General features: G+C 31.0%; 2 protein-coding genes. Both read left to right on the top strand.

Going from position 1 to position 1,475, the window contains the following annotated elements; translation table 11 throughout:
* Positions 1-312, top strand: a 312-nt coding sequence (locus PSI17_RS16835) for a transposase (RefSeq protein WP_273553054.1), incomplete at its 5' end; no start/stop codon positions are given.
* 121 nt (positions 313-433) lie between these two features.
* On the top strand, positions 434-1,387 hold the full coding sequence (locus PSI17_RS16830) for a hypothetical protein (RefSeq protein ID WP_273553053.1): 954 nt from the start codon (positions 434-436) through the stop codon (positions 1,385-1,387).
* The last annotated feature ends 88 nt before the right edge of the window (positions 1,388-1,475 follow it).

The raw sequence follows: 1,475 nt of genomic DNA, 5'->3' as shown, positions 1-1,475 counted from the left end.
GAATTAAAACGCCAATATCGTCATGCAGAAACGCTCACCGTGATTTTAGATAACTATGTTATCCATAAAAGCAAGTCGGTCAGAGAGTGGCTACAACAGAATCCAGACGTGACACTTTTATTCCTTCCGGTTTATTCGCCCTGGTTGAACAAAATAGAGCGGTTATGGCAATCGTTACATGAAACGGTGACCCGTAATCATGGTTGCCAATTTATGTGGCAACTGATTAAAAATGTGGACATTTTTTTAAAAGCGGCGTCAGAAAAAAAGACGTTGAAAGGAATAAGAAATATCAGAGTCTCAGCATTATGAAAAGACATATAGTTTAAATATATCGATATATCCAAGGTTTAAGAATGGAACTGCCATAAAAAATTGTCAGATTCCATTGAAGGTAGAAGGTATAGACTATACTCGTTTATATGATGATGGTATGGAAATTTACCCTTTTAATGATAATGTGTACTATGTTAACACTGATAATAATGGAGATGTAAATCTTAAATTTTATGCAAGAAAACTAGCAAGTGGTTATATAACTAAAGTAGCTATTTCTAATATTATGGATGATATTACAAGTTCATTACAAGAAAATGCCTTATTTATCACACAACCTGTCATTCCATCTAATAGTCTGGAAGCCCCTATAATTTCAAGTATAAATGGAAGTGAAGTTCCTCCTGCAGGAACTAATAAAAATCCCACTTTTGATGTTATCATACCTAAATCTACAGTACTTAGTATGAATGATTTAGTATACGTTATGAGTGATATAAATGATGAAACTCCTATATTATGTTCATCTGATAGGTACGGTAATAGAAATATTAGAGATAATCCTTTCAAAGTTCCTTATAAGATTTTTACTCCATATCAATACAATATGCTATACTATTATATCCTTACCATTGGAGGGGATATTTCTAGATCAAAAAATTTAATTTTTACAGTGGGTGGGGACTCAACTAGTTATTTGCCGCCAAAAGGGAACTTTCAATTACCTACAATTCTGAATTATTCAAATAAACTCGTTGATGAATTTTTTATTTTTGGTGTGAATTCTCTTGGAACAGGAATAACTTGTGTTATTCCTGTTGGTGGTAAGAATGAAGCGGGGGTTGGAGATATTATTGACTGTATGTTAGAAATAATTAGTTATGATTCAGATACAGGAAATCCAAGTCCTAAAATAACATTAATAACTTCAGTACAAGTAAAAGATACAAAACCTATTAAAATTCCTATTGGATCTTCATTTCTGGAAAATTTTGGTGTAGACGATGAAGGAAATCCAACACCCGTGTATATTTATTATATTGTTAATAAAGAAAAATATTCACAGAATTGGCAAGGATTTCTTGATACAGTTTCATTAGATTCTCATTAATTTCTAATTTATATTAATACAACTCTTTAAATAAGAGTTGTATTAATTAAATATGATTTTAACTCAATAAGGATAAAAGTAATGACTA

Source organism: Xenorhabdus sp. IM139775, from assembly GCF_028598745.1.
Lineage (GTDB): Bacteria > Pseudomonadota > Gammaproteobacteria > Enterobacterales > Enterobacteriaceae > Xenorhabdus.
This window is presented reverse-complemented; position numbering and strand designations above follow the sequence as displayed.